Origin of the sequence: Salinirubellus salinus, assembly GCF_025231485.1 — an archaeon.
Lineage (GTDB): Archaea > Halobacteriota > Halobacteria > Halobacteriales > Haloarculaceae > Salinirubellus > Salinirubellus salinus.
Genome location: NZ_CP104003.1, coordinates 1,596,022 through 1,616,623, shown reverse-complemented (window position 1 = coordinate 1,616,623; position 20,602 = coordinate 1,596,022). Strand labels below are relative to the sequence as shown.

Sequence of the window (20,602 nt, the reverse complement as noted above, 5' to 3'; positions counted from 1 at the left end):
TCCCGCCGCCGACCGCTCACTTCCCGAGCGTCTCCCGCGAGATGGTAGCCGGGATGAGTTCACCGAGGCTGTACTCGGTCACCGACTCGCCCTCGTCGCAGTAGACGGGCATGTCGCCGGGGCAGAGTTCGGCGAGCGTCTGGCGGCACATCCCACACGGGGTGACGCCGTCCCTGACGCCCGAGGAGACGGCGATGGCGACGAACTCGCGGGCGCCGTCCATCCACGCCCGCGAGACGGCCACCTCCTCCGCGTGGAGGCTGTTCGAGTAGTTCGCGTTCTCGATGTTCGCCCCCGTGTAGACGGTGCCGTCCCCGGCGAGGAGGGCCGCACCCACCTCGTACTCCGAGTAGGGGACGTAGGCATTCGCGAGTGCCTCGCGGGCCGCGGCGACGAGTTCGTCGGCGGAGTGGTCCATGCCGGCGGTTCGCCGACGGCCGGCAAATAGCTGTCCCGACCAGTCCTCACCCGCCACGGTCGGGCACGTATCGCGGGCTTCGCCCGCCCGCGGTCCAGTCGCCTCGCTACGCTGGGCGACTCACTCCTCGCCGGACTCGTAGTGCTCGCCCGCGGCCTCCGGGATGCGGGTCTTCCCGACGAGCGCCAGCACCACGATGACCGTGACGAACGGGATGATGCGCACTAGCGAGTCCGGGATGCCTGTCCCGCGAGTCTGCAGCGTCAACTGCAGGGCGTCGAGTCCGGCGAACAGGAAGGTCGAGAGGAACGCGCCGACCGGGTTGTAGTTCCCGAACAGGTACGCGACGATGGCGATGAACCCCTTGCCGTTGACCATCGTCGGGCCGTTGCCGGTGAACTGCCCGAGGCCGAGCGAGAGCGCGGCCCCGCCCATCCCCGAGAGGACCCCGGAGACGAGGACGGCCGCGTAGCGCACCCGCGAGACGTCGACGCCGGCGGTGTCGAGCGCGCGCGGGTTCTCCCCACTGGCCCGGACCCAGCGACCGAACCGGGTGCGGAACAGGCCGTACCACGACAGCACGACCATCGCGAACATGAGGTAGACGGAGAGCGACGACGACAGGAGCACGTCGGCGGCGAACAGGAGCGGGCGCGTGAGCACGAACAGCACGACGTCGAGTAGCGTGTCGAGGGGACCGACGCCGAGTGCCGGCGGGTTCACCCACTGTGGGAGTTCGCTCCCGCGGGGCAGGAAGCCGAGCACGTCCGGGAGCGTCGGCACCGTCCCCACCGAGGAGGTGTTGGGGCCGCCGTAGAACAGCTGGGACGCGAACGGCGCGAGGCCGAGCGCCACCAGCCAGATGGCGAGGCCGGCGATGATCTGGTCCGCACGGAACTCGATGCAGACCACCGCGAACACGAGCGAGAGCAGCGCGCTGGCGACGACGCCAGCGAAGAAGCCGAACAGGACGCTCAGGCCGCCAAGGTCCGTCCCGGTGGCGACGACGTCCGTGATCCAGACCGCGGTGAACGCCGAGATGATGAGCAGTCCCTCCAGCCCGATGTTGATGACGCCGCTCTTCTCGGCGTAGATACCGCCGAGCGCGGCCAGCGCGATGGGTGCGGAGAGGCGGAGGGCCGCGCCCCACGCCGACTCCGTCAGGACGATGTCCAGGATGTCGCCCGCGATGGTGTCTGGCGCGAGCAAGCCGAGCAGGACGAGCGCGACGAACACCGCGGCACCGACGGTCACGCCGATGGCGCGACGGCGGTCCATCCCGGTCAGGCCGTCCACGACCCGCTCGCGGAGGGTGTCGGCGTCGACGTTACTCATCGGCCTCACCTCCGGGCCCGCCCGGCTCGCCCCCGGCTGTCACGCCGCTCCCGTCTGTCGCGACGGCCACTCCCGAGTCCTGTCGACGGCCGCCGACGGACGCGAGCCGCCGGCCGATCATCCGGAAGAACTCCGGCATCGCCACGAATAGGATGATGAGGCCACGCAGGACTGCCACGAGCTGTGGCGGGACGTCGGTGGCGAACTGGACCACCGTCGACCCGGATTTCAGTGTCCCGAAGAGGAACGCGGCGAAGCCGACGCCCAGCGGGTTGTTACCCGCGAGGATGGAGACGGTGATGCCGTCGAACCCGAACGCGGGCACGCCGGTCTGGTACTTGCCGAGGATCATCATCACGTAGACGGCACCGCCGATACCGGCGAGCGCGCCCGAGATGGTCATGCTGGAGACGATGGTCCGCTTGGCGTCGACGCCGCCGTACTCCGCGGCCTCGGGCTGGATGCCCGATGTCCGGACATCGTAGCCGAACGAGGTGTACTCGAGCAGGTAGTAGAGCGCCCCCATCAGCGCGACGCCGAACAGGAGCGCGACGAGCGAGAAGTCGTCGCGCGCCTCGAACAGCAGCGGCGGGAACGTCGAGGCCGACCCGAGCGGCGCGGTCTCGACGGCCTGCGAATCGGGGTTGCGGAAGTAGTTCGAGACGAGGAAGAAGACGACGCCCGTGGCGACGAAGTTTAGCATGATGGTCGTGATGACCTCGTTCGCCTCGGCGTAGGCCTTCAGTGCGCCGGGGATGGCGCCGTAGAACCCCCCGACCAGCGCACCCACGAGCACGCCGAGCGGGACCAGGACGAGCACGGCACCCAGCCCCTGCCCGAGCGCGCCGGTCACAGCGCCCTCCGCGGCGAGCAGGGTGACCGCGGTTGCGAGGCCCCCGACGACGAGCTGGCCCTGCGACCCGATGTTGAAGATGCCGGCCTTGAACGCGATGGCGACCGAGAGCCCAGTGAACACGAGCACGGTCGTCTGGCGGAGCGTGACCGCCATCTGCGCGTTCAGCGGCGAGTAGTCCGCCGCGAACGGGTTCAGGTCGAAGTAGAACACGAACGGGTCGAAGCCGACGGTCAGCAGCTGCCAGTCCTCCTGTATCGGATCGCCGAGCGCACCGAGGAACAGCCGGTCGAACACCTGCACCGGATCGAAACAGAACCCCATCGAGAACAGCCGCGGGAGGCCGAACGGAGTCGGGTGGGTCAGCGTGAACGCCGCGGTCTGACACGTGGTGGCCCGACCGGCGACGAGGATGAGCAGCGTCCCGACGGCGATGGAGAGCGCGAGCGCGGCGAGCGAGAGCGCGATGCGTTCGGTGGCCGACGCCTGCCCGAGCCGGATCAGTCCCGCTCGCACCCGCGTCCGGAGGTCGTCGACGGTCGAGTCGTCCCCGCTCATCGACCGCCCTCCCCATCGGTCGCGACCCCGCGCTCCGCACCGGTCTCCGAGACGGCGTCCGGTCCGACGTCGGGTGGCGACCGCTCGTCCATCCAGTCGGGGTACTCACCGGCCATCAGCAGGCCGAGGTCGGACTCCGTCACCTCGTCCGGGTCGACGACGGCCATCAGGTCGCCCTCGTACATCACGGCGAGGCGGTCGGCCAGTCCCTGTGCCTCCTCCAACTTCGAGGAGACCAGCAGCACGCCGACCCCCTCCGACCGCAGTCGGAGCAGTTCCTCGCGGATGAACTCCGTCGAGCCGATGTCGACGCCGCGGGTGGGGTGCATCGCCACGAGCAGCGACGGGTCGCGGGCGAACTCCCGGCCGACGACGAACTTCTGCTGGTTCCCGCCCGAGAGTGCCTCTGCTTTCGCCCGCACGTTCGCCGGACGGACGTCGTACTCCTCGACCACGTCGCCGGCGTGCCCCTCGATGGCGTCCCAGTCGAGGCGGCCGCCCTTCGCGTAGGGGGCGTCGTGCTGACTGCCGAGGACGCCGTTCTCGACGAGGTCGAACTCCATCACCAGTCCCCGCTCCTGTCGGTCCTCGGGGACGAACGCCATCCCCTCGCGGATGCGGCGGCCGCGCGACCAGTCGGTCACGTCCTCCCCGTCGAAGGTGACGCGCCCCTCGTCCGGCTTCCGGAGGCCCGTCACCGCCTCCACGAGCTCGGACTGGCCGTTGCCGTCGACGCCGGCGATGCCGAACACCTCGCCAGCCCGGACGGTGAGCGAGACGTCGTCGACGGCGACGACGCCACGCTCGTCCTGAACCGTCAGCCCCTCCACGGTCAGTACCTCGGCGCCGGGGTCCGCCTCGGCGCGCTCGAGTTCGAGCAGCACCTCGCGGCCGACCATCATCCGGGCCAGTTCCTCGCGGGTGGTCTCGTCGGCCTTCACGCTCCCGACGTTCTTCCCGTCGCGGAGCACGGTCACGTCGTCCGCGGCGGTCATCGCCTCGCCCAACTTGTGCGTGATGAAGATGATAGTCTTGCCCTGCTCGGTCAACTCCTCGAGGACGCCGAACAGCTCCTCGACCTCCTGCGGAGTGAGCACCGCGGTCGGCTCGTCGAGGATGAGCACGTCCGCACCCCGGTAGAGCGCCTTCAGGATCTCGACGCGCTGCTGGACGCCCACCGAGACGTCCTCGATGCGGGCGTCCGGGTCGACGTCGAAGCCGTAGCGGTCGGAGAGCTCGCGGACCTGCTCGCGGGCGCCCTCGCGGTCGACGGAGAGGCCGAGGGCCTTCGACGGTTCGTTGCCCAGTGTGACGTTCTCGGCGACGGTCATCGGGTCGACCAGCATGAAGTGCTGGTGTATCATCCCGACTCCGGCGTCGATGGCGTCGCGGGGGGAGTCGAACTGCCGTTCGACCTCGTCGACGAGGACGCGGCCGCTCGTCGGTTCGTAGAGCCCGTAGAGCACGTTCATCAGGGTGGTCTTGCCCGCCCCGTTCTCACCCAGGAGCGCGTGGACCGTACCGCGTTCGACACGGAGGTCCACGTCGTCGTTCGCCACGACCCCGGGGAACCGCTTGGTGATTCCGTCGAGGTGGACGGCGTCGGTCATTACGCGTGGCTCGGGGGGTGGACGCTTAAAATCGGTGTTTTAGCCGGGTTTTCCTGTCGACTCGATTCGAGTTGTCGGGCCGTCTCAGACGTTCGACGGGTCCGTCGGGACCTCGACGTCGCCGTCGACGATGGCCTGCCGGGACTCCTCGATCTGGCTCACGACGTCATCCGGGACGTCGCCGCCGATCTGGTCGCCGTAGACGATGCCGACGCCGTCCTCTGCGAGACCGAGCGCCTGCGTCGTGCCGCCGGCGAACTCGTCGTTCACGACCGAAGAGACACCCTCGAAGACGGCGGTATCGACGCGCTTGACCATCGACGCGACGATGACGTCCGCGTAGGACGAGCGCGTGAGCGACTGATCGGAGTCGACACCGATGGCGAAGCGACTCTGGTCCTGTGCGGCCTGGAAGACGCCGGTGCCCGTGTTCCCCGCGGCGTGGTAGACGATGTCCGCGCCGGAGTTGTACATCGCCAGCGCGGCCTCGCGGCCGCCGGCCGGGTCGTTGAAGTCGCCGACGTAGCTCGTCTGGACGTCCACGTCGTCGTTCGCGGCCTGCACGCCCGCGATGTAGCCCGCCTCGAACCGCCGGATGAGCGGTGACTCGACGCCGCCGACGAACCCCACGTTCGTGGAGTCGGACTGCGTGGACCCGGCCCCCGCGGAGAACGACTGCGTCGTCAGCAGGCCCGCGAGCTGGCCGACGAGGTACGACCCCTCCTGCTCGGCGAAGACGTAGGAGGCGACGTTGCCGAACTGCTCGCCGTCCTCGGTCGTCGGGACGCTGTCGACGATCATGAAGTTCTGGTCGGGGTAGTCCGCCGCGTTCTGCGCGAGCGCGGAGGTCTGCAGGAACCCGATGCACGAGACCAGCTCGTAGGTGGGGTCCTCCGAGGAGGCGAACTGCTGTTGCAGGTTGGCGAACTCCGAGACCTCCGAGGGCTGGGCCTCGGAGTACTGGATGCCGAGTTCCTCCTCGGCCTGGATGATACCGGTCTGCGCCTGGTCGTTGAACGACCCGTCGCCGAGGCCACCGGTCGCGTACACCATCCCGACGTTGACCGGGTCCATCGGCGTGGCGGTCGGCGTGCTCTCCTCGTCGTCGCCGCCGTCGCCGTTACCGTCGTCCGTCGGCGTGTCGTCCCCGCCGGAGTCCTGCGGCCCGCCGACACAGCCCGCGAGCGCGATTCCAGCCCCTGTACCCATGCCCGTGACGAACCGCCGTCTATTGAGGCGCATCTAGGTGTCCGTTGCACACGATTCGGGCATAAAGACACCGATGCCACCGGTTTCCGGGCGTTTGGGTCAGTCGGCTGACTCGACCGCCGCCCGTACCGTCTCCGTCGTCGAGCTCACCAGCGCGTCCACCTCGTCTGCCTCGGCGTACACCCGCACGTACGGTTCGGTACCGGAGGGCCTGACCAGCACCCAGGAGGCGTCCGGGAACGTCAGGCGGACCCCGTACTCCGTCGCCACGCTCGCCTCGGGGAACGCGGCGGGGAGACGCTCGCCGAGGTCGGCCATCACCGCCGCCTTCGCGTCGTCCGGACACTCGACACTCACCTTCCGGTAGGGCCGCTCGACGATCGGTTCGCGCAGGCCGTCCAGCCCGGACGCGGCGACGAGTCGCGCGAACACGGCGGCGCTCGCGACGCCGTCGATCCACGGCCCGAACTGCGTGTGGACGTGCTTCCACGGCTCGGCCGCGAACGCAACCTCGGTCCCCTCCTCGCCAGCCTCGCGGGCCGCGGCGATCCCCTCGTGGAGCGCCCCGAGGCGAACCCGTTCGACGCGGCCGCCCGCCGCCTCCACCCGGTCGTCGATGCGGCCCGAGGCGTTCGGCGTCGTCACCACGACTGGGTCGCTCGCCTCGCTCGCGCGCACGTACGACTCCGCGAGGATGGCGACGACGGTGTCCTCGTGGACCACCTCGCCCTCGGCGTCGACGACGACGATGCGGTCGGCGTCGCCGTCGGCCCCGAAGCCGAGGTCGGCGCGACCCTCCCGGACGAACGCCCGGAGGTCACGCAGGCTCTCGGGTGTCGGTTTCGACTCCCGGCCGGGGAAGTGGCCGTCGACGTTGGCGTTCAGCGCGACCACGTCCGCGCCGAGCGCCCGCAACACCTGCGGCGTGGCCCGCGAGGCCATCCCGTTGCCGCAGTCGACGGCCACGCGGAGGCCATCGAGCGGCGCACCGACGCCACTCGCGTACTCGACGACGCGCTCCCGGTACTCGGGGAGCACCGACGACCGCTCGCTGCCGGCCCAGTCGACCCACTCGGCGGGCGGGTCGTCACGCTCGACTGCGGCCTCCACGCGACGTTCGGCGTCCCGGTCGTACTCCTCGCCGTCGACGAACAGTTTCAGGCCGTTGTCCGTCGGTGGGTTGTGGCTCGCCGTGACCATCACGCCGCGTCGGCCACGCGACGCGTAGGCGAGCGCCGGCGTCGGCACCTGCCCGACGCGGACGACGCGGGCGCCACCCGCGGTGAGGCCCGCCTCGACGGCGGCCGCCAGCGCCGACCCGGTGGTCCGGCCGTCGCGGCCGACGACGAACTCGTGGTCCCCGGCCGCCGCCGCGTCGGCTGCTGCTGCTCGCCCCACCTGCAGCGCCAGCCCCGGCGTCACCCGTTCACGCACGTCACCGCGGATACCCGCGGTCCCGAACAGTTCCATACGCGGACTCCGTCGGGCGGGTACTTAGGTATCAGCGGTCGCTGGACGGTGCGGGTGTCCGCGAGAAGCGTCGTGGCCGGCTCAGAGTTCGACGCCGCTGGGGATGAGGCTGTGCTGTCGGAGGAGACCGCCCTCGGGGTCGTAGACCAGCAAGGTGGACTTCTCGTACTCGCCGAGCGGGTCGCCGTCGACGGCCACCTCGACGACGTAACGGGTGTCGGTGTCCGTCGTCTTCCCGTAGGCACGGGCGGCGTCGACGAACCGGACGACGTCGCGCGCGTCGGCGTTGAGTTCGAGGATGAACTCCCCGGTGACGCGGTTGGTGACCGCGACGACGCCCGTGGTGTCCTCGTCGTTGACCGGGCCGTGGAGTCGGTAGGCGACGTCCAGTTCCTCGGCCGTGAGAAGGTCCCCGGCGTCGTCGGTGAGTCGGTCGGTGAGCTGTTCGCTCGGGCCGTCGAAGTCGATACGGACGACCGGAGCCGTCTCGGCCTCCCCGTCGACGTTGGAGACGTCGAGGGTGAAGTAGTCACGCCTCATACCCTTGTGTAACTTTCACTTGGTGACGCTCGTGCTTGAACGTGACGACCGCGACGGACGATGCGGGGTCCCGCCCGGTAGTCGATAGCTTTAGGCGCGGCGCTCGCGGCCACCCGGTATGGTCTGGGTTCGTTCGGAGTACGCCGGCGAGTTCGCCGTCCTCTCGGCGTGGCTCTCGGCCCTGCTACCGTGGTCGGTGTCGTTCGCGCAGGCCGGCCCCGTCACGCTGGTCGTGCTCCGGTTCCCGCTGTTCCTCTTCCAGTTCACGCTGAACCTCTCGCTCGAGGGTGAACAGCCGTTCCAGACGGTCCTGCGGGCCGTCGCACGGGAGTCCGGAGCGGTCCAGCGGGCCTACACCGTCTGGCTCGTCGGTGCCGGCGTGTTCGTGCTGGCGCTGGTGCTGAGCGTCGGCTACTACGCCCTCGACGAGCGACTCGAGGCGAGGTTGGCCATCGACCCCGTCCGCCTGATGGCGGTCCTCCTGCTGGCGACCGGACTGGTCCTCGGGCTGGCCTCGGTCCTGGTGGTCTCCAGTTACGTCGGTCTGACCGTCCCCATCGGCGTGTTCTTCCTGCTGGCGCTGGGGTACCTCCTGCTGGTCGTCGAGCGGGCACCCGACGACCCCGAGGAGACGGACGCCGCGGCGACCCCGGAGTGAGCGGGCGTCGGTAGGCTCGGGCGGTAGCGGCCCCGTGTCCGGTCGCTTCGGCCGAACTCGGAGGGACATTTATACGTCGGCAGTCGGTAAGGAAGCCAACGACCGTCGGCGGTGACGGCTGACCACGATGTCCGAACAGGAACCACGAACGCCGGACGACGGCGGGGCGGCGGGGGACGGGGATGCGACCACCGGGGGCGACGACGAGCGGTCGAGACTCGTCGACCGGCTCTCCCGGTTCGTCGAGATGCTCACCGGGTCGAGCGTCGAACTCCGGCCGTACGCGCCACTCGAGGACGCCCCGCTCGTCGAGTCCGACGTCCCGACGGGACACGAGGAGGTGGACCGGTACTGGCTGAACGCGCCGTTCGCGTACGCCTCCATCACCTACGACGACGAGGAGAACGAGCACTACTACGACGTGGTCGAACCCTCGCTCTCCGAGTTCGACGCGGAGTTGCTCGAGACGCTCTACGACGACATCCGCGACCCGCTGCTGTTCAAGCAGGGGCTCGACGGTGACCCGGAGCAGACGCTGAAGGAGGAGTTGCGCGACCGGCTCCAGGAGTACGGCGTCCGCATCGACACCGCCACGTTCTACACGCTGTTCTACTACCTCAACCGCCGGTTCCGCGGGTTCGGGAAGATAGACGCGCTGATGCACGACCCGAACATCGAGGACATCTCTTGCGACGGCTACTCGCTGCCGCTGTACGCCTACCACGACGAGTACCAGGACATCGAGACCAGCGTCCAGTTCGACGAGGAGGAGGAACTCGACTCGTTCGTCATCAAACTCGCCCAGCAGTCCGGCCGGCACATCTCGGTCGGGAACCCGGTCGTCGAGACGACCCTGCAGGACGGCTCGCGCGCCGAACTCGCGCTCGGTGAGGAGGTGACCCCCCGCGGGTCGGCGTTCACCATCCGGAAGTACTCCGCGGAGCCGTTCACCCCCATCGACCTGCTGGACTTCGGCACCTACAACCTCGAACAGATGGCCTACCTCTGGATGGCCATCGAGCACAACAAGAACATCATCTTCGCCGGCGGTACCGCCTCGGGCAAGACCACGTCGATGAACGCCATCTCGATGTTCATCCCCCCGCGCTCGAAGCTCATCTCCATCGAGGACACGCGGGAACTCTCGCTCTACCACGACAACTGGCTCTCCGCGGTCACCCGCGAGCGACTGGACGAGGCGGCCGACGTGACGATGTACGACCTCCTCAGGTCGGCACTGCGCCACCGGCCGGAGTACATCCTCGTCGGCGAGGTGCGCGGGAAGGAGGCCATCACGCTGTTCCAGGCGATGAACACCGGCCACACCACGCTGTCGACGATGCACGCCGACTCCGTGCAGACGGTCATCAACCGCCTCGAGAACGAACCCATCAACGTCCCGCGGCCGATGGTCCAGTCGCTGGACGTGCTCTGCGTCCAGACGCTCGCGCGGTTCGAGGGCGAGCGGGTCCGACGGGCCGACGCCATCGCCGAGATCGAGGGCATCGACCAGCGGACGGGCGAACTCGACTACGCCACCGCGTTCGAGTGGCGGGCGGCCGACGACACGGTCCGGGAGGGCAACCGGAACCTGCTGGACGAGATCCGCGAGGAGCGTGGCTGGTCACAGACCGAGTTGCTGAAGGAGTTCCGCCGGCGCAAGCGGTTCCTCGACTTCCTCAGCCAGCAGGACATCACGCAGTACCGGCAGTTCACGGCGATGATCAACCGCTACTACGCGGACCCGGAGGGCGTGATGGAGCGGGCGAAGGCGGCGGCCGACGGGCCGCTCGCCGGGATGGAGTCGGGGAGTGACGACGGGGTCGGTTCGGAGGCCGAAGCGGGGGCCGGACTCGACTGATGGTCCTCGAGTTCGTCCCGCTGGGACTGGCGCTGGCGCTCGTCGCGGTGCTCGCGCTGGAACCCGCGAGTCGGACCGTCGAGATCGCCGTCACGAGCGTCGCCTACCGCCTGTTCGGTGACGCGGAGGCGAGCGCCGACGACCGACGCCAGCGTGCGCTCCGGAGTGCGGGTATCGGGACGCCGTACCGCATCTACGCCGCGAAGACGTACCTCTACGGCACCGTCGGCGGGTTCGTCGGCGCGGTGGTGGGGGCGTACGTCGGCGCGTTCCTCATCCAGGTCCTCGGGGTCGAGGGGTTCTCGAACCGGGTGCCGTCGGGGTTCGCCGACCCCGTCCCGGAGGGGTTCCTCACGCTGGCGGCCAAGCAGGCCGCCATCCTCGGCGGGACGGCCCTGTTGCTCGGCGTCCTCTCGTTCTTCGTCGTCTACTTCGTCCGGTGGCAACTCCCGTCGTTCCAGGCGGACACCCGTCGCCGGCAGATCGACGCCTCGATGCCGCGGATGGTGGCGTTCATCTACGCTCTCGCGCGCGGCGGGATGTCCATCCCGGACGTGATGGAGTCACTCGCCCGCAACGAAGGCGTGTTCGGGGCCGGCGCCGAGGAGATGGCCGTCGGCGTCCGCGACATGGACCTGTTCGGCACGGACGTGGTGACGGCGGTGCGACAGACCTCGCGGCGGACGCCGAGCGAGAACCTGCGGAACTTCATGCAGAACCTCTCGTCGGTACTCCAGTCCGGCCGCAACTTCGCCGAGTTCCTCGGGCAGGAGTACCGGCGGTACCGCGAGCAGGCCGAAGAGCAGCAGGAGGAGATACTCGAGTTGCTGGCGACGGCCGCCGAGGTGTACGTCACGGTGGTCGTCGCCGGGATGCTGTTCCTCATCACCATCCTGTTCGTCATCGGTATCACGAGCGGGGACACGCTCGTGCTCGTCCAGCTCATCACGTACGCCGTCCTGCCCGCGACGAACGTGGTGTTCGTGGCGTACCTCGCGGAGGTGACCCAGCCGCTGAAGGCGACCCGCGACACCGGCGACGGGCTCGACGCCGGTGGGACGAACGTCCGTGCGGACCGGCTCTCGCTGGAGCCGACGACCTCGGCGGCGGTGGCGGCCGACGGTGGCCTCTCGACCGTGGCGTTCGACGGGACGGACGACGCGGCCAACCGGCGTCGGCTCGCGTGGTTCAAGCGCGTCGAACAGGTCCGGCGGAGCCTCACCTCCCCCATCGATGAACTCGTCGTCCGGCCGGAACTGATACTGTTCGTCACCGTGCCGCTCGCCGTCGGGTACGTACTGCTGCGGCTCCCCGGTGTCTTCGGCGCCGGGTTCGACCTCCGGGTGTTCGACGACGTGCTCGTCCACGCGACGCTGTTCGTCCTCGCCACCTACGCCGTCGTCTACGAGGTGAGTCGGCGCCGACTCGAACGGCTGGAGGGGAGCCTCCCCGACCTGCTCGAACGGCTCGCCAGCCTCAACGAGGCCGGCGTCTCCATCGTCTCGTCGCTCGACCGGGTCCGGCGGACCGACATCGGCGAGCTGGACGAGGAGGCAGAGCGCATCTGGCGCGACATCCAGTGGGGGGCGACGGTCGAACAGGCGCTCGCCCGGTTCCAGCAACGCGTCGAGACACCCTCCGTGACCCGGACGGTGACCCTCATCAACAACGCGATGCGGGCGTCGAACGAGATCGCACCGGTCGTGCGCATCGCCGCGGAACAGGCCCGGTCGGACCGACAGTTGAAACGCCAGCGCAGACAGGAGATGCTCACCTACCTCGTCGTCATCTACGTCGCGTTCATCGTGTTCGTGGTCGTCATCGCCGCCATCGACACGGTGCTCATCCCGAACCTGCCGGACGCCTCGAACCTCCCCGAGACAGGGGCGACCGGGTTCCTGCAGGTGAGCAACGAGGGGACCGAGTCGTACCGCCTGACGTTCTTCCACGCGGCGCTCATCCAGTCCACCCTCTCCGGACTGGTCGGCGGCCAGATGGGCAACGGGAGCATCAAGGACGGTGCGAAACACGCCACGGTGATGCTCGCCATCACCTACACCGTGTTCCTCCTGTTCAGTGGCCTCCAGTTCGTCGGCTGATGGCGGGGAATTCACCGGCCGACCCCACCCGCTCGGGGGTCAGGGCCACCTACGAGGAGATCGCAGAGGGGTTCGCGGCCACCCGCGAGTACGCGTGGCCCGAGGTCGTCGACTTCGTCGAGGACGCCAGCGACGGCGCCGCCACCGGACTCGACGTCGGGTGCGGCAACGGTCGCCACAGCGAACTGCTGGCCGAGCACGTCACTCGCGTGGTGGGAGTCGACGCCAGTCGCTCGCTGGTCGCGCTGGCGCGAGCGCGGGCCCGCGAGCGGGGCTGGGCGGCCGCGTTCGACCCGGTCGTCGGTGACGCCGCCACCCTCCCGCTCGCCGACGACAGCGTGGATCTCGCGGTGTACGTCGCGACGCTCCATCACCTCCCGACCCGCGCGTTGCGCGTCCGGAGCCTCCGTGAACTCGGTCGTGTGCTCGCGCCCGACGGCCGGGCGCTCGTCAGCGCGTGGAGCACCGAACACGATCGGTTCGTCGACCACGACGCGGGGTTCGACACGACCGTCGACTGGACGCTCCCGGACGGCAAGACGGTCGGACGGTTCTACCACATCTACGACCCGGCTGAGTTCGATGCGGACCTCGAACGGGCCGGGCTGACCGTCGTGTCGAGCGTGGTCTCCAGTGGGAACTGTTACGCGCGGGTGCGAACGTAGAAGGGAAACGCACATACTTGGGGCGGGGGTAGGCGGGAGTACGCTCCGGGTGTTCGGTTCTCCGTCTGGGAGACGAGCGCCGGTGGTGAGCGAATCCCACGGATTCGCGAACCCCGGCGTGAACGAGCGAACGGAGTGAGCGAGTGAGCGCCGGTGGTCTAGTGGCAGGACCTGAGCCTTCCAAGCTCATGGCCCGGGTTCAAATCCCGGCCGGCGCATACCGTCTCGAACAAACGTGAGAGACGTTTCTGCGCCAGAGAGAGATTTGAACCCTATCAGTCGCGCGCCGCGAGGGACGAGCGAGCACGTCTGATTCTGGTTCGAATCCCGGCCGGCGCACTCTATAGCGGTCGTGCGCCGCCCGATCCTCGCGAACGCTGCGCGTTCGCTCAGTCCCGGCCGGCGCACTTCCGATGGACTCGTTCTGCTCGTCGCTCGGTGAACTCTCCGCGCGCGCAATGACACGATCGGAGCCAGCCGTTCGTGCACGGTTTCGCGTCTGATACCGTCCGCAGTGTGTGATCGACAGACTCGGGAGCACGTCCAGGTTCAGATGAGTGCCAACGAGCGGGGTGGGCGCGGTTCGTGTGTGGGCCGCACGCGGACCCGCATATGTGACATCCCTCCCCGTTATAAACGACGGGGCTTCCCCGACACGGGGACTCAGGCCGAGCGCCTGAAGATTTCAGTCCTGATGCGTCGTGAGGTTCATTTGCGCTGGTGCGCTCGTCTCACGGTGGACTGTGGCCGTGTCACAACGGCTCCCATCCCGAGGCGAGTCATCGCCTACCTGTTTCACTGGCAGACTCTCTCCCCACGGGTCTACGCGACGTGCAATATTCGCACTCGCGTTAATATCCGCTTGGAACGTCGATACGCGGCACGCTGGGTTCTTGCACCTAAACTCGGCTTGCCGAGGCCGATACCCGATGCGTTTGCACGAGTGGCACGTCTTCGAGGTGTACTGCGGGTGGACGTACCGGACTGGGATTCCGGCGTCTCGGGCCTTGTCCTCGATACGGCCCTGCAAGCGAGCGAACGCCCACGAGTGCAGGCGTCGATTCATGTACTTCCCGTAGTCCAACGACACTCGAATGAACGCTAAGTCTTCCATCACGATAACAGGATTCTCGAATTGGCGAGCGTACTCCACGGACTCACGAGATGCTTTCTCGATGATGTCCGTGAGTCGGTTCTGGTGGTACGAGAAGCGTTCTTCGATACGCCACTCGGAAGCGTCTCTTTCTTGAAGACGTTTCAGGGTCGTGAACATCTCTTTGCGGAGTCGTTTGGCTTCCTTCCCGTTGATTAACAGTGGTTTGGTGGGAGTGTCGTGTTGGAGGGCACAGCCCGTGACCAACATCGACTCGCCAATATCGAATCCAACCCGAGTCGGATTCTCGGGGAGTTCAGAGGTGTCCTTGATTTCGTATTCGACGGTAACGTGGAGCGTCCACGTCTTCCGGTGTCTCTGCAAGCGAAGTTCGCCTACTTTGGTACTCGACTCGTCATCGAGCAGTTCCCCCCACAATTCTTGCTGGTCTGGGTTCAGTCGGAGTGGTATCCAGAAGTTGGTTCCGCGACCGGGTTGCGGAACGTTCCAGCAGATTTCGTGCTCACGCTCGGTGTCAAGGTCGAACTTCCCGGCTCGGTTCACGAATCGGAGAGGGTGTTCGCCGTCTAACTCGTTGGCGTTGTACGTGTTGTGGAGTTTGGGGACGTAGGATTTGAGGGCGTCTTTCGCTTGATACGGCAAGTTGTACGGTGTCACCACGTCGTTCGTGGCGCTCATCGTCGTGCAACCGTTGTCGAACGCCTCGTGGAGTGCCTCTCGGTACTCGGTGAGGGTTTGCTGGAGGCGTTGCTCTTTGCACCGCGTGGGTGGGGCGAGCGTGGCTTCCAGCGTCTTGTTCGCGGTTGCCGACACAGTACCCTGTACGAATCAGACACACCTAAACATAACTAATATGTAACATCATGTATGACGAAGTACGTAAAGATCGAGTTCGATAACGAGGAGCAGTACGAGTCGTTGAAAGAGACGAAAGACCACTACGGGTTTACGTGGAAAGGGATGTTGCTGAAGGCCCAACGCACGTTGGAGTCCCAACCGAGCGACGAGGCGTAGTTAGTTCAGTAGGTGTCGAATTCCCTCCAGGCCTTCAGGCTGGGATTCCCTCCTTGTACGAAGACAGGGAGACGTACGACGTGCGCCTGGAGAGCGACGACGACGACGAGCGCTGATTCGGCCTGGCCGCTCCCGCTTCGACTCGAACACAATACCTATCCCCTGACCCAATCAATGATGTGACGAAATGGCTGAGGCGGACCCTCCGACGGTGCTCGTCGTAGAGGACGAGGCACCACTCATCGAGATCTACGCCCGGTGGTTGGGTGACCGCTTCGAGGTCCGCACCGCGCAGAACGGTGAGAGTGCACTGGAGCAACTCGACGAGGACGTCGACGTCGTGTTGCTCGACCGGCTGATGCCGGGGATGTCGGGTGACGACGTGCTGGCGGCCATCCGCGAGCGTGGGTTCGAACCCCGCGTGGCGATGGTGACGGCGGTCGAGCCCGACTTCGACATCATCACGATGGGGTTCGACGACTACCTCACGAAGCCCGTCGACCGCGAGGAACTGGTGGAGACGGTCGACCGGCTCGTCTCACGCTCGTCGTTCGCGGGACTGGAACAGGAGTTCTACGCGTGTGTGGAGAAACGGGCGGCGCTGGAGTCGGCGAAGTCCGTCGAGCAACTGGAGACGAGCGAGGAGTACGCCGACCTGACCGAACGTATCGACGGCCTCCGTGCCCGGCTCGACGAGACGCTCCCCGACATGGGGAGTGGCGACTTCGTGGCGATGGTCCGTGACATCGAGAACCGCGACGAGGACGGTGACGACCGGCGGCCCGGGGGGAGGGAGGACGGCCGATGACGTACGTGGTCGAGGGGCTGGCCGACTCGACGGTCCGGTTCGACGACGGGAGCAGTCTGCTCGTCACGGGGCCCGTCGGCGCGGGCCGCGAGGCGGCCCTCGACGTGCTGGACGACATCTCCGGCTCCGAGACGGTGGTGTTCATCTCGACGAACGACGGCGCGGCCAGCGCCGTCGACTGGTTCGGCGAGCGTGGCGTCGACACCACCGTCAGGCTGGGAATCGTCGACGCCAGCGGGAGTTCGATGCCGGTCCCCGAGGGCCTCCCGGTCGAACGGCTGGGGTCGCCGGGCGACCTCACCGGGATGAGTCTCGGCTTCGCGAAACTGGCCCAGCGGTTCGAGCAGGCCGGCAGCGGCGACCGCATCCGGGTGGGGCTCGTCTCGGTGTCGACGCTGCTGATGTACGCAGACGTGCAGACGGTGTTCCGGTTCCTCCACGTGTTCACCTCGCGTATCCGCTCGGGCGGACTGCTCGGCGTGTTCACGCTCGAACCGGGGATGCACGACGACCAGACGGTGAACACGGTCCGTGCCATCTTCGACTGCGAGGCACGGGTCGACGAGGACGAGACGGTCGACCTCCGGGGGACGGGCTTCACGAAGGGGTAGTCGGTGGCACCGTGGCGTGTGGGAGCGACTCGCCAGCGGTAGCGCCGACGGTGGTCACGGGCGGGTCAGTCCCCCGGCGTGGGTACCACGTCCGGCGCCGTGACCCCGCGGTAGAGCAGGACGAAGACGCCGGTGGCGACGGCGATGAACGCCGCGGCGGTGACGAACGCCGTCGTCACGTCGGTGGCGTCCCAGACCGCCCCTACCGTGACCGGGCCGGTGACCTGTCCGACCTTCCACGCGATGGAGCGCAGGCTCATGCTGCCGGCGACGGCGTCGAACTCCTCACCCTCCTCGACGAACAGCGCCATGCTCGCGGGCAGGCGGATGCTGTCGGCGACCCCACAGACGCCGTAGGCGCCGAACAGGACGAAGAACGCGGGGACGAGCGTCACCGTCCCGGTCGCGATGCCGGGCGGGAGCGTCAGCGTGACGGCTGGGAAGAAGCGGTCACCGACCTCCGCGAGCGGGATGAGCGCCGTGCCGACGGCGTAGAGGAGTGCGCCGGCCGCGACGAAGCGGTGTTTCCCGCCGAGGCGGTCCGTGAGGGTGCCGACGTAGCCCTGGGTCAGCCCCTTCGTCACCTTGCCGCCGGCGAGGATGCCGCCGACGAGGAAGGGGTTCATCCCGAACGCCGTGCGGGCGTAGATGGGGAGGAAGAGGATGACGCACATCTTCCCGAACGAGAGGCCGAGACGGAAGGTCACCAGCGCCCGGATGGCACGGCGACCCAGCAGGTTCCGGATGGTCTCGACGCCGGTTGCCTCCTCGGGGTCCGTGCGGCCGCCGGGATTCTCCCGGAGGGCGAGGAGGACGAGCAACGCGGCGCCGACGGTGACGGCGGCGAGGACGGCGTAGGTGAGCGTGAATCCGTAGAGCGCGAGCAGCGCGCCACCGACGAGGTCGCCCGCGAGTGAGGAGAACGCGCCCACCTGGTTGTAGGTCCCGAGCCACTGGCCGCGTTCGCCGTCGGGGGATATCTCGCCGACGACCGTGCTCCCCGTTATCCAGAGCAGGCTCGCACCGAGGCCCTGCACCACGCGGACGAGGATGACGTGTTCGACGCTGCCGACGAAGACGAAGCCGACGAACACGAGGACGTTGAGCACCAGTCCCGCCAGCAGGTAGCGCTTGGCGTTCCCGGTGTCGATCTTGCGGCCCAGCGGGAGGACGATGACCAGCTGGGCGAGCGCGAACGCCGTCCCGAACAGTCCCTCGACCGTCGACGTGGTGCCGAACTGCTCGGCGTAGAGTGCCAGCGCGATGGCGATGGTGGAGTAGGCTTGCGCGCGGGCGAACGCCGTCCCCGACAGCGCGAGGAACTCCCGGTCACGCAAGAGGGACAGCGAACCCATTGGCGACAGGTGCGGGGGTGCCGTATTTAGGTTCGGCTTTCCCGGAACGGGTCGGGGTGTGGTAGCGGGGTTCGGGGTGGCAGGGCTGTGCTGGACGCGGTTGCGGAGAGGCTGGCACACCTACCCGGCGCGAGCGAAGCGAGCGCCGCCTTTTGAATCCAAAGTGTTGCGCGAGCGGTGCGCCGGAGGTGCACCCGAGCGGAAACGATTGGTTCTACAGTTCGATACGCTCCACCAACCGCTCCCCGTCGCTCTGGCTCACGTTCAGCGCGACGATGCGTACCTCCTCTTCCAGCATCGACTTGTGGAGTTTCGACTTCAATAGCTCGTCCACCTGGTAGACGCCGACGGCGTCGGTCATCTCGATCTCGACGCGGACGGGTCGGTCCTCGCCGGGGTGGAGCGAGACGTTGCGGATGGCCTGTGAGGAGAGCGTGTTGATGCCACGGCCACCCTTCTCGTAGGGGATGCGCGAGCGGCCGCGCTCCATGTCGAGGGCGTCCGCGACGCGGACGACCCCGGCCTCCTTCGTCAGCGGGTCCTCCTCCGTGTGGTGACAGAGGATGGCGTGGAGTACCTCCCCTTTCAGGCGGACGGTCTCGGCGGTGTCGTAGCCCATCTCGGGGAGCAGTCGGTCGAGGAGGTCGGCCGCCAGCGGGATGGAGTAGTAGGCGTGCTCGTCGCGGTGGACGACGTGGCCGATATCGTGTATCTTCGCCGCGAGGTAGACGATGACGGCTTCGTCGGCCTCCTCGAGCCCCTGTTGGGCGGCGCCGTTGAACTCGCAGCCACCCCGTTTCAGCAGGTCGTAGAGACAGAGCGCGCGGTTGCTGACGATCTCGATGTGCTTGGTGCCGTGGTCGTTGTACCCCTTGCGCTGGACGGGGTTGACGTTCTGCGCCTCGAGGTAGGCGGTCACCTCCTCGTCGGTCTCGATGTGCTCGATGACGCGGTTGACCTTCTCCTCGGGAAACGCGTGGTCGGCCTCGGGACGGTAGTAGTGGCCGCCGTTGCCCGTGTCGGTCTCGCGCTCGGTCCCGGTGTCGCTCATACCTTCCGGTGGGCGCCGAGCGTGAAAAGTAGGGGTGACGGCAGCGCCGTCGTCGTCCTGGCTCGTGTGGTCGGAGCCGGACACTCTCCAGCCCGGGATGGTTCGCAAGAAGGTTGCGGCAGAGTCGGACAGTCATCCGCTGCGAAAGGCCTACAAGTGGACACTCCTCAGGTCGGAGTAGATGTTCGAAACCATCGTTCCGCTGTTCCCGGGTATCCCCGGTGGACCGGAACTACTCGTCATACTGCTCATCGCCGTGTTGCTGTTCGGCGCCAACAAGATCCCGCAGCTCGCCCGGTCCTCCGGGGAGGCGCTCGGCGAGTTCAAGAAGGGCCGCGAGGAGGTCGAGAGCGAACTCGAGGAGATGCGCAAGGGCCGCGATGCGGGCGAGGAGGCCGAGAGCGACGAGACCCGCACGCGCGACGCCGAACCGGAGTCCTCGTAACGCGACCGGCGCGGTCCGCCGGCACGACTACTCCTTCGACGACCACGCTCCCCACAGCCGGCGGCGAGGACCCTCACGTCCGGCGGTCACGGCCGAGACCGGAGGAAAAAGCCTATAATCGAATGTACGTTACGAACGGTAGAGATGAACGGAGCACTCGTTCCCCTGTTCCCTGGCATCCCCGGTGGGCCGGAGCTGCTGGTGATACTGCTCATCGCCGTGTTGCTGTTCGGCGCGAACAAGATCCCCAAGCTCGCTCGCTCGACGGGTGAGGCGATGGGTGAGTTCCAGAAGGGCCGCGAGGAGGTCGAACAGGAACTCGAGGAGATGCGCAAGGGCAAGGACAAGGAGGCCTCGGAGGCCGACGTCGAGAGCGAGCCGGCCACGGAGTCGACCGACACCGAGTCGGAGACGGCCGACATCGCCGACGCCGAGACCGAGAAGAGCAACTGAACGGACGGCCACCGCCGGCTTCTCTCCCGTTATCTGTCCCCTCGAGCGAGGGCACTCGCCTGCCGAGGCGTCACCCGTCGATGGCCGGCGGCCGCGCCGTCGAGGACCCTCCCGGAGACCAGACGGAGCGAAAACGGTTTTTCACGGTTCGGCGTACCACCGGCAGGGCGTGTGGCCTAGTGGACAGGGCGAGAGGTTCCTAACCTCTCGATCGCGGGTTCGAATCCCGTCACGCCCGCTCTCTCGCTACGCTCGTTCGCAGGCGTGACGTAGTTCGCCTCGCGGCGCTCGGCTCACTCCCGTCACGCCCGTGCTCCGTCCAGCGACAGCGGACCGCCGATCCCCGTCACCAGACCGACTGGACACGTCCCGCCGGGCATCCGCCGAGGGTCGGAGCGACCACGCAGATGCTGTATCCAACAGAAGGTATTTGTCCGGAAATTCGTAATCGAAGGGTGGACCACGAGCGTGACCC

19 protein-coding genes and 2 tRNA genes are annotated in these 20,602 nt (G+C 67.7%); 11 read left to right on the top strand and 10 right to left on the bottom strand.

What is annotated here, in order from left to right; genetic code table 11:
- Positions 1-16: 16 nt before the first annotated feature.
- The 7 genes from cdd to N0B31_RS08910 all read right to left on the bottom strand — a co-directional run bounded on the left by cdd (position 17) and on the right by N0B31_RS08910 (position 7,993).
- Complete coding sequence (gene cdd / locus N0B31_RS08940) at positions 17-418, bottom strand: cytidine deaminase (protein ID WP_260643518.1); 402 nt, start codon at positions 416-418, stop codon at positions 17-19.
- Positions 419-538: 120 nt separating this feature from the next.
- Positions 539-1,753 (bottom strand): ABC transporter permease, encoded by a 1,215-nt coding sequence (locus N0B31_RS08935; protein WP_380627424.1) that lies wholly within the window; start codon positions 1,751-1,753, stop codon positions 539-541.
- On the bottom strand, positions 1,746-3,164 hold the full coding sequence (locus tag N0B31_RS08930) for an ABC transporter permease (protein WP_260643517.1): 1,419 nt from the start codon (positions 3,162-3,164) through the stop codon (positions 1,746-1,748). The genes N0B31_RS08935 and N0B31_RS08930 overlap by 8 nt, the downstream gene beginning before the upstream one ends.
- Positions 3,161-4,774 (bottom strand): ABC transporter ATP-binding protein, encoded by a 1,614-nt coding sequence (locus tag N0B31_RS08925; protein ID WP_260643516.1) that lies wholly within the window; start codon positions 4,772-4,774, stop codon positions 3,161-3,163. The genes N0B31_RS08930 and N0B31_RS08925 overlap by 4 nt, the downstream gene beginning before the upstream one ends.
- A gap of 84 nt (positions 4,775-4,858) precedes the next feature.
- The gene (locus N0B31_RS08920) at positions 4,859-6,016 is read right to left on the bottom strand and encodes a BMP family lipoprotein (RefSeq protein ID WP_260643515.1); all 1,158 of its coding nucleotides are present in this window, start codon (positions 6,014-6,016) and stop codon (positions 4,859-4,861) included.
- Between the two features lie 66 nt (positions 6,017-6,082).
- Complete coding sequence (locus N0B31_RS08915; RefSeq protein WP_260643514.1) at positions 6,083-7,453, bottom strand: phosphohexomutase domain-containing protein; 1,371 nt, start codon at positions 7,451-7,453, stop codon at positions 6,083-6,085.
- 81 nt (positions 7,454-7,534) lie between these two features.
- Entirely contained in the window at positions 7,535-7,993 is a 459-nt protein-coding gene (locus tag N0B31_RS08910) for a DUF5793 family protein (protein ID WP_260643513.1), read from the bottom strand.
- A gap of 118 nt (positions 7,994-8,111) precedes the next feature.
- Between N0B31_RS08910 and N0B31_RS08905 the strand changes: the two genes are divergently transcribed.
- The 5 genes from N0B31_RS08905 (at position 8,112) to N0B31_RS08885 (ending at position 13,494) form a co-directional block, all read left to right on the top strand.
- Positions 8,112-8,651: a DUF7549 family protein gene (locus N0B31_RS08905; RefSeq protein ID WP_260643512.1), complete on the top strand. Its 540-nt coding sequence runs from the start codon at positions 8,112-8,114 to the stop codon at positions 8,649-8,651.
- Positions 8,652-8,778: 127 nt separating this feature from the next.
- A complete protein-coding gene (locus N0B31_RS08900) occupies positions 8,779-10,512 on the top strand; it encodes a type II/IV secretion system ATPase subunit (RefSeq protein WP_260643511.1) in 1,734 nt (577 codons plus the stop codon).
- Positions 10,512-12,611: a type II secretion system F family protein gene (locus N0B31_RS08895; protein WP_260643510.1), complete on the top strand. Its 2,100-nt coding sequence runs from the start codon at positions 10,512-10,514 to the stop codon at positions 12,609-12,611. Before N0B31_RS08900 ends, N0B31_RS08895 begins: the two co-directional genes overlap by 1 nt.
- Complete coding sequence (locus N0B31_RS08890) at positions 12,611-13,276, top strand: class I SAM-dependent methyltransferase (RefSeq protein ID WP_260643509.1); 666 nt, start codon at positions 12,611-12,613, stop codon at positions 13,274-13,276. The genes N0B31_RS08895 and N0B31_RS08890 overlap by 1 nt, the downstream gene beginning before the upstream one ends.
- Before the next feature lie 147 nt (positions 13,277-13,423).
- Positions 13,424-13,494: transfer RNA gene (locus N0B31_RS08885), tRNA-Gly, on the top strand.
- Positions 13,495-13,961: 467 nt separating this feature from the next.
- On the opposite strand, the gene N0B31_RS08880 is transcribed toward N0B31_RS08885, so the two are convergent.
- A complete protein-coding gene (locus N0B31_RS08880) occupies positions 13,962-15,203 on the bottom strand; it encodes an RNA-guided endonuclease TnpB family protein (protein WP_260643508.1) in 1,242 nt (413 codons plus the stop codon).
- Positions 15,204-15,257: 54 nt separating this feature from the next.
- Here N0B31_RS08880 and N0B31_RS08875 point away from each other — a divergent pair, with 54 nt between their 5' ends.
- The 3 genes from N0B31_RS08875 to N0B31_RS08865 all read left to right on the top strand — a co-directional run bounded on the left by N0B31_RS08875 (position 15,258) and on the right by N0B31_RS08865 (position 16,823).
- On the top strand, positions 15,258-15,404 hold the full coding sequence (locus N0B31_RS08875) for a hypothetical protein (protein ID WP_260643507.1): 147 nt from the start codon (positions 15,258-15,260) through the stop codon (positions 15,402-15,404).
- Between the two features lie 187 nt (positions 15,405-15,591).
- A complete protein-coding gene (locus N0B31_RS08870) occupies positions 15,592-16,212 on the top strand; it encodes a response regulator (protein WP_260643506.1) in 621 nt (206 codons plus the stop codon).
- Entirely contained in the window at positions 16,209-16,823 is a 615-nt protein-coding gene (locus tag N0B31_RS08865) for a DUF7504 family protein (RefSeq protein ID WP_260643505.1), read from the top strand. The genes N0B31_RS08870 and N0B31_RS08865 overlap by 4 nt, the downstream gene beginning before the upstream one ends.
- A gap of 65 nt (positions 16,824-16,888) precedes the next feature.
- On the opposite strand, the gene N0B31_RS08860 is transcribed toward N0B31_RS08865, so the two are convergent.
- A complete protein-coding gene (locus tag N0B31_RS08860; protein ID WP_260643504.1) occupies positions 16,889-18,178 on the bottom strand; it encodes an MFS transporter in 1,290 nt (429 codons plus the stop codon).
- Positions 18,179-18,392: 214 nt separating this feature from the next.
- Positions 18,393-19,229, bottom strand: coding sequence for an HD domain-containing protein (locus tag N0B31_RS08855; protein ID WP_260643503.1), 837 nt, complete (start codon positions 19,227-19,229; stop codon positions 18,393-18,395).
- Between the two features lie 181 nt (positions 19,230-19,410).
- Between N0B31_RS08855 and tatA (N0B31_RS08850) the strand changes: the two genes are divergently transcribed.
- The 3 genes from tatA (N0B31_RS08850) (at position 19,411) to N0B31_RS08840 (ending at position 20,365) form a co-directional block, all read left to right on the top strand.
- On the top strand, positions 19,411-19,674 hold the full coding sequence (gene tatA, locus N0B31_RS08850; protein WP_260643502.1) for a twin-arginine translocase TatA/TatE family subunit: 264 nt from the start codon (positions 19,411-19,413) through the stop codon (positions 19,672-19,674).
- Between the two features lie 144 nt (positions 19,675-19,818).
- Positions 19,819-20,127, top strand: a complete 309-nt coding sequence (tatA, locus tag N0B31_RS08845) for a twin-arginine translocase TatA/TatE family subunit (RefSeq protein ID WP_260643501.1) — start codon at positions 19,819-19,821, stop codon at positions 20,125-20,127.
- A 165-nt stretch (positions 20,128-20,292) separates the two neighbouring features.
- Positions 20,293-20,365: transfer RNA gene (locus N0B31_RS08840), tRNA-Arg, on the top strand.
- The last annotated feature ends 237 nt before the right edge of the window (positions 20,366-20,602 follow it).